This window comes from Clostridium fallax, from assembly GCF_900129365.1.
Taxonomy (GTDB): Bacteria; Bacillota; Clostridia; order Clostridiales; family Clostridiaceae; genus Clostridium_AH; species Clostridium_AH fallax.
In genome coordinates this window covers 23,429-31,350 of sequence record NZ_FQVM01000028.1, presented here as the reverse complement: position 1 = coordinate 31,350, position 7,922 = coordinate 23,429, and the positions used below count along the sequence as shown (strand labels likewise).

Annotated in this window: 7 protein-coding genes and 1 tRNA gene; 6 read left to right on the top strand and 2 right to left on the bottom strand. The window is 27.1% G+C overall.

The features are described 5' to 3' along the window. The coding region (locus BUA70_RS11050; protein WP_072897311.1) for a VanZ family protein at positions 1-402 on the top strand (402 nt) is incomplete at its 5' end. A 49-nt stretch (positions 403-451) separates the two neighbouring features. Here the strand turns inward: BUA70_RS11050 and pdaA are convergent. Further along, complete coding sequence (gene pdaA / locus BUA70_RS11045) at positions 452-1,231, bottom strand: delta-lactam-biosynthetic de-N-acetylase (RefSeq protein WP_072897310.1); 780 nt, start codon at positions 1,229-1,231, stop codon at positions 452-454. A gap of 170 nt (positions 1,232-1,401) precedes the next feature. Between pdaA and ychF the strand changes: the two genes are divergently transcribed. Both ychF and BUA70_RS11035 read left to right on the top strand, forming a co-directional pair. Beyond that, positions 1,402-2,499: a redox-regulated ATPase YchF gene (gene ychF, locus BUA70_RS11040; protein ID WP_072897309.1), complete on the top strand. Its 1,098-nt coding sequence runs from the start codon at positions 1,402-1,404 to the stop codon at positions 2,497-2,499. A 354-nt stretch (positions 2,500-2,853) separates the two neighbouring features. Continuing rightward, positions 2,854-3,402, top strand: a complete 549-nt coding sequence (locus tag BUA70_RS11035) for a DUF4352 domain-containing protein (protein ID WP_072897308.1) — start codon at positions 2,854-2,856, stop codon at positions 3,400-3,402. 240 nt (positions 3,403-3,642) lie between these two features. On the opposite strand, the gene BUA70_RS11030 is transcribed toward BUA70_RS11035, so the two are convergent. Further along, positions 3,643-3,739 (bottom strand) — tRNA-Sec (locus tag BUA70_RS11030). A gap of 440 nt (positions 3,740-4,179) precedes the next feature. Between BUA70_RS11030 and rsmH the strand changes: the two genes are divergently transcribed. From rsmH to BUA70_RS11015, 3 genes are read left to right on the top strand one after another with little or no spacing between them, the layout of a single operon-like run. Then, positions 4,180-5,112 (top strand): 16S rRNA (cytosine(1402)-N(4))-methyltransferase RsmH, encoded by a 933-nt coding sequence (gene rsmH, locus BUA70_RS11025; RefSeq protein ID WP_072897307.1) that lies wholly within the window; start codon positions 4,180-4,182, stop codon positions 5,110-5,112. 35 nt (positions 5,113-5,147) lie between these two features. After that, positions 5,148-5,645 carry a cell division protein FtsL gene (locus BUA70_RS11020; RefSeq protein ID WP_072897306.1) on the top strand — a complete coding sequence of 166 codons (498 nt, stop codon included), beginning with the start codon at positions 5,148-5,150 and terminating at the stop codon, positions 5,643-5,645. 35 nt (positions 5,646-5,680) lie between these two features. Beyond that, positions 5,681-7,873 (top strand): stage V sporulation protein D, encoded by a 2,193-nt coding sequence (locus tag BUA70_RS11015; RefSeq protein WP_072897303.1) that lies wholly within the window; start codon positions 5,681-5,683, stop codon positions 7,871-7,873. Positions 7,874-7,922 lie beyond the last annotated feature (49 nt).

Here is a 7,922-nt window from a genome sequence, read left to right as displayed (position 1 = left end):
GAAGCATCTTTAGAAAGTAGTTCTTCAATTATAAATATATTTAAAAATATTTTTCCTTTTTTAGAAAATATAATTGGTGATAATATAATAAATTTTTTAGTAAGAAAATCTGCTCATATTATTGAATTCTTAGTATTATTTTTAAGTTTATATTATGGATTTAATAAATATTTTAAGGATAGAAATAAGCTATTAAAACCTATAGTATATTCTTCAATAATTACATTTTTATATTCTTGTACTGATGAAATTCACCAAAAATTTATTCTAGGAAGGGATGGAAAGTTTAGTGATATTTTAGTAGATTTTATAGGTGTTATAATAGGAAGTTTAATTATATATTTATATAGAAAAGGTAAAGAAAAAAATAAAAAACTTATATATAAAAAATATTCATATTAAATTATAAAGGAAATCCTTCAATGAAAATTTCATCAAAGGATTTCTTGTTTTATTTTTTTATCAAATAATCTAGATTTTTAAAAGTATATCCTTCATTTTTTAAATCTGTTAATAAGGTGTCTAAAATATCTCTATTGGTATCAGAAACTGCATGTAAAAGAATTACAGAACCATTATAGATATTAGATTTTATTTTTTTCATTGCAAAGTCTTTAGATGGTTGGTCATTTATAAGCCAATCTTTATAAGCAAAACTCCAAAATATAGATGAATAGCCTAAATCTTTAGTCATTTTTAAAGACAATTCACTATATTTTCCCATAGGTGGTCTAAAGAATTTTGGCATATCAGAACCAGTAAGCTCTTTAAAGCTTTCTTCAACGGAGGTAAACTCTTTATTAAATTTATCTTTATCTGTTATTGAAGCCATTGATGGATGAGTATTTGAATGATTACAAACAAAATGTCCTTCCTCTACCATCCTTTTTATTAAATCAGGGTTTTGAGTAATATAAGGTTTTACAACAAAAAAAGCTGCTGGGACTTGATGTTTTTTTAATGTATCTAAAATAGAAGCGGTATTTCCATTTTCATATCCTTCATCAAAGGTTAAATATAAAACTTTTTCATCTGTATTTCCCATATAATAAGCATCATATTTTTCTAAAAAGTTAGCTCCTTCTGGTGCTGGAGAAGGTGGCAAATCTTTATTTTTTACATAATACCAATTTAATTCCTTAGAGTTATAATCAGATATACCAAAAGCATTGACACCTATATTAAAAGTAAGTAGTAGTGTTGTTAAAATAGAAATTATTAATTTAAACATAATATCACCTCCTATATTATTTTTAGCTTTAATTTAACAATCATTAAATTTTTTCATGGATAAAAAACCATTTTATGTTTTATAATCTCTATCTTTGTTGAAATAAAATTAATACTAGAGTATAATTTTAAAGGATATTAATAAGTATATTAAGAAAGGACTGTACATAAATGAAATTAGGAATAGTAGGATTGCCAAATGTAGGTAAAAGTACTTTATTTAACGCAATAACTCAAGCAGGTGCAGAATCTGCAAATTACCCATTCTGTACTATAGAACCAAATGTTGGAGTTGTTAGTGTTCCAGATAAAAGATTAGATGTTTTACAAAAAATTTACAATTCAAAAAAGAAAGTTTATGCAGCTGTAGAGTTTTATGATATAGCAGGTCTTGTTAAAGGCGCTAGTAAAGGTGAAGGTTTAGGAAATAAGTTCCTATCACATATAAGAGAAGTTTCATCAATATGTCATGTTGTAAGATGCTTTGACGATAGCAATGTTGTTCACGTTGAAGGAAATGTAGATCCTATAAGAGATATACAAACAATAAACTTAGAATTAATCTTTTCAGACCTTGAGGTTTTAGAGAGAAGAATGGAGAAAACTGTAAAGCTTGCAAGATCAGGAGATAAGAAGGCTAAAATGGAATATGAGCTTATGGAAAGAATAAAGACTCATCTTGAAGCTGATAAACCAGTAAGAACATTAGAAGTTACAGATGAAGAAAAAGTTTTTGTGAAGAGTTTATTTTTATTAACTTCAAAACCAGTTCTTTATGTTTGTAATATATCAGAAGAGGATTTAGTTTCTGGAAACTTTGAAAATGAATATGTAAAAAAAGTAGAAGAATTTGCAAAAGCTGAAAATTCAGGAATAGTAGTAGTATCTGCTAAAATAGAAGAAGAACTATCAGGTCTTGATGAAGAAGAAAAGCTTGAAATGCTTAAAGAATATGGATTAGAAGAATCAGGATTAGATAGACTAATAACAGCAAGCTATAGTCTTCTTGGTCTTATGAGCTATTTAACAGCAGGAGTTCAAGAAGTTAGAGCTTGGACAATAGTAAAAGGAACTAAGGCACCACAAGCAGCAGGAAAAATTCACTCAGATATAGAGAGAGGATTTATAAGAGCTGAGGTTATAGGATTTAATGATTTAGTAGAATGCGGTTCAGAAGCTGCAGCAAAAGAAAAAGGCTTATATAGATTAGAAGGAAAAGAATATGTAATGGAAGATGGAGATGTAGTTAACTTCCGTTTCAATGTTTAGTTTATATAAATTATAATAAAGTATACTCTAAAAAGGTTAAGTTTAGAAATTTTTTGTTTCTTTATCTTAACCCTTTTTTTATATAATTTTTAAATAGTTCATCTCAAGTTCAAATAATTAATATTTTATTATTATTTTAAATATACTGGAATATTATTATTTTTAAGTATTAAAGTTTATTAATATATCAATAAAAAAGCATATATACTTAAAAAATAATATCTACACAGATTAGTAGCTAAGAAAAGATATTTAAAAGAGTAAAAAAAGTGAATTTAGATAATTTACCTTTGTTGTAATTAAATTTTTTAATTGTTACTATGTTTGTGAAAAGTAATTTGAGAGGTGATATAAATGAGTAAAAAACTAAAAAAAATAGTTTCACTCCTAGCAATAGTAACTGTATTGGGTATTGCAGGCATAGGATGTGGAGAAAGTAAGGAACAAGTACAAAATAATAATGAAGGTACAAAAACAGAAGAAAAACAAGATGCAAATTCAAATACTGAAAAAGTGTTTAAAATAGGAGATTCAATTACAATAGATAATATGGTTTTAACTATTACTGATTTTCAAGAAACAGCTGGTGACTCTAATAATGTACCTAAAGATGGAAATAAGTTTGTAGTTGTATATTTAAATCTTGAAAATAAAGGAAAGGAAAATATAAAATATGATCCTTTAAACTTTAAAATTAAATGTACAGATGGAACTTTAATAGGAGAATCTCTAAGTACATTAGATGGAGTAGAGGCATTAAAGGCAGGAGAACTATCACCAGGATCAAGTGTTTCAGGTACAATAGCTTATGAAGTACCAAAATCTGATACTGGGTTAAATTTAATATTCCAAGATCCAGATTTTGCAAATAATGCAAAAATAACTATTGATTTAAAGAAATAAGATATACTCTAATATATTTTAGTTAAAAATATTAATTTACATATTTAAGAAATATATATTTTCATTTTGTACAGGTTAAATGTATTTTTAAAAGTCATGTTATAAAATACTTGATTTATAATATGACTTTTATTTTTAAAATTAAATTTTTTAATTTATTATAAACTTTTTAAGGATTATTAAGAGATAATAAAGTGATAAATAAAAGAAGAGATAGTACAAATGTACTATCTCTTCTTTTGGCGGGAGTATGTAGGAATCGAACCTACCCATCGTGGTCCTAGCACGACAACACGGTTTTGAAGACCGGCAAGAACACCAGCTCTTATCTACCCCCATGTACAAACTTATTTTACAAAACAAAATGGAAACTGTCAAATAATATTTTCATACATAAAATAAAATATATTTTAAATTTTGTTAATATATAGATAAAAAATAAAAAAAATAAAGGTTTTTTAAAATTTTTATAGAATATATTATAGCAAGATAAAGAAAAGTAGTTGAAAATATGGGCTTTAATGGTGTAAATTAATTATATGAAAATTATATTTAAGTTACATATATAATTATTGTTTTTTTATGATAATATTAATAAAGAATATTATATAGTATTTATTTAAATATAATTTAAGATATTTTATAATAGTTTTGTTCATTGTTTTTATTCTTTATAATAAGAAATACTTGGTTTTAGTAATATTTATTTTATTGAACCTTAAATAAGCAGTGTGCATATAACTTAATAGATTAAATAGAAATATGAGGAGTAAAAATATGGAATTTAAACATGTATCAGTTTTACTAAATGAATGTATTGAAGCCCTAAATATAAAAGAAAATGGAATATATGTAGATTGTACATTAGGTGGAGCTGGCCATTCATCAGAAATTGTAAAAAATTTATCAAAGAAAGGTAGACTTATAGGTATAGATCAAGATACTGATGCTTTAAAGGCTGCTAAAGAAAGGCTAAAAGATTATGGCAATGTAACCTTTGTACATAATAATTTTTATAATATAAAAGAAATAATAGAAAACTTAAATATAGAAGCTGTAGATGGAATTTTAATGGATCTTGGTGTGTCTTCATATCAGCTAGATACCGGTGAAAGGGGATTTAGCTATATGAAAGATGGTCTTTTAGATATGAGAATGAATAGAGATGACTATCTATCTGCTCATGATGTAGTAAATAATTATAGTGAAGAGGAACTTTATAAGGTTATAAAAGAATATGGAGAAGAAAAATTTGCGAAAAGAATCGCAAATTTTATAGTTAAAGCAAGAGAAAAAGAGGAAATAAAAACAACTTTTGAATTAGTAGATATTATAAAGGCTGCTATACCAGCAAAGGCAAGGAGAGAAGGACCACATCCTGCAAAAAGAACTTTTCAAGCAATAAGAATAGAAGTTAATGGTGAGCTTAGAATCTTAGATAAGGCTATTAGGGATGGTGTTGAAAAGTTAAATAAAGGAGGAAGAATAGCAATAATAACATTCCATTCTTTAGAAGATAGGATAGTTAAAACAGTATATAAAGATTTACAAAATCCATGTACATGTCCTAAAGAATTTCCTATATGTACTTGTGGTAAAAAGCCTACAGTTAAATTAATAACAAGAAAACCTATAGACCCTTCAAAAGAAGAAGTAGAAATGAATCCAAGAAGTAGGAGTGCAAAGCTTAGAGTTTTAGAAAAATTATAATTTATAAGTTATAAATAGATGGGGATGTGAATAAATTGGAAGTAAAGGAAGGAAAGTTTACAAAGGGTAATAATGCTTTAAATCCTAAAAAAAGAGTTAGTACTAAAGAAAAAGATCTTCAATATGAAAAACTTAAGAAAGCTAGAAAAAACAGAGCTAATAGATTAAATAAGAAAAAGAAAACATCAAGAAAATCTATAGGCCTTATTATAGTTATGATATTTGCCATAGGAGTAACTGTAATAGGTCGTGATGCAAGAGTTTTTAATATGCAGAAAAAGTTATCTAATATTGAAAAAGATATCAAAAATATGGTTGTAGAAAATGAAGCATTAAAAGTAAACTTATTGAAAGCTAGTTCAATTGAAAATGTTAAATCTGTTGCACAATCCAAATTACAGATGACAACTCCTAATAAGGACAATGTTATTAAGATTCCTAATAAAGAAAATATAGTTATAGCTAAAGATAAAAGTGACAATGATAAAAAATCGAATTTTTTACAGAAAATTAAGGATGCACTAATCAAATAAGTGCATCCATAGCTTTTTTAGCGGAGGTATAACTGGTGAGTAAGAGAATTTACCGAGATAATGCAACTATTAAGAAGAGAATGTGGGTAACAGTTATATTTCTATTAACTATTTTTTTAGTTTTAACTTGTAGATTAACTTACGTGATGATTTTTAAAGGAAAAGAACTTTCAAAAAAAGCTGTAGAGCAGTGGACAAGTGAAGTTAGAATTGATGCAAGAAGAGGAAAAATTTTAGATCGTAATGGAGAAGAACTTGCAGTATCTGCCAATGTATATAGAATAGATTTTGATTTGAATTCTATTAGAAGCTATCTAAAGAAAAATGAATTAAACTATGAAGATATAGCTACTAAAATAGCTGAAGCAGTAGATATGGAAACTGAAGATGTGGTGAAAAAATTAGATACAAGACTGCCAAGTGGAGATGTTGCTGGAGCTGCAACTTTACTTAGAAGAATTGAAAAGGATAAGGCAGATAAAGTTAGAGATTTAAATATAAAAGGTGTTATAGTGTCCCCAGATACTAAGAGATATTATCCTAATGATAATTTTTTATCTCATGTTTTAGGGTCTACTAATGTAGATGGTAAGGGGTTAACTGGTATAGAACTTCAATATAATGATGTGTTATCTGGAAAACCTGGGGTAAGAATGGCTGAAATAGATAAAAGAAGTGACGAATTGCCATATACAATATCTACTTTTACAGCACCTGAAAATGGTAGTGATTTAATATTAACTATTGATGAACAAATACAATTTTTTGCAGAAAAAGCAGCTGATATAGCATTAAAGGATAATAAGGCAAAAACAGTTAGCGTTATAGTTATGGATCCTAATAATGGAGAAATCTTAGCAATGAGTAATAAGCCAGATTTTAATCCTAATACTCCTTATGAAGGAGCAGAAAATTTTGAGGGAAAAAATTCTATGGATAAACTTCAAAAAATGTGGAGAAATAGATCTGTAAGTGATTCTTTTGAACCAGGATCTATATTTAAAGTTATTACAGCTATTGCAGGACTAGAGGAGAATGTAGCAGATAAAGGAGAAACCTATGTTTGTGGAGGAAGTACTACAGTACAAAATAGAAGAATAAAGTGTTGGAAATCTGGAGGTCATGGAACTCAAAGTTTTAGTGACATATTAAAAAATTCCTGTAATGTTGGATTGATTCAATTAGGACAAAGTATAGGAAAAGAAAAATTAAATGAATATATAAAAAAATTTGGTTTAGGAAAAAAATCTGGAGTGGATCTTCCAGGAGAAGCTAAAGGTATAATAAAGGCAACAAAGGATATTACAGAGATAGATTTAGCTACCATATCTTTTGGACAAACTGATACTGTAAATCCTATTCAATTTTTAACTGCTTTTAATGCTATAGCTAATGGAGGGACTCTTATACAACCTCATATAATGAAAGAAGTTGTTCATACTGGAGAAAATGGAGAAAAGGTAGTAGAAAAGAATTTTAAACCTAAAACTGAGAAGGTTGTAAGTGAAGAAAAAACAAAAATATTAAGAGAATATTTAGAAAGAGTGGTTACAGAAGGTTCTGCTAAAAATACTAAAATAGAAGGATATACTATTGGAGGCAAAACAGGAACAGCTCAGAAAGTTAATCCTGAAAATGGTACTTATGAAGCAGGAAAATATATTTCATCTTTTGTAGCTATGACTCCTATAGATAAACCTAAAATCACCATAATGATATCTATAGATGAGCCTAGTACAGGAGTTTATTATGCAGGACAAATTACAACTCCTATAGCAAAAATGCTATTTACAGATATATTTAATTATTATGGTGAAAATATTCCAAAAGATGAAGTGGAAGAGAAAAAAATATTAATTCCTGATGTGAGAGGAATGACTATTAAAGATGGTAAAAAACTTTTAATAGATTCTGGATTAGAATTTGATATAGAAGGTAATGGAGAACTAATTACAGATATTAATCCAAAACCAGGCTATTCTGTTAAAGAAGGGACTAAGATAAATCTTTACAGTGAAGAAACATCAAATTATAATAAAGATGTAGTTGTGCCAGATTTTATAAATAAATCTAAAGAATCTACAATGAAAATTTTAGAATCTTTAGGTTTAAAAGGTAAATTTGAGGGGAATGGTACAACTATTATTGAGCAGAGCATAAAAGCTTATGAAACAGTCACAAAGGGAACCACAATTAAGTTTAAACTTAGTGAGGAACTAGGAGATTAGTAGCATGTGACTTTGTCACATGCTACTATTTTGTTTATAATGTAATAGT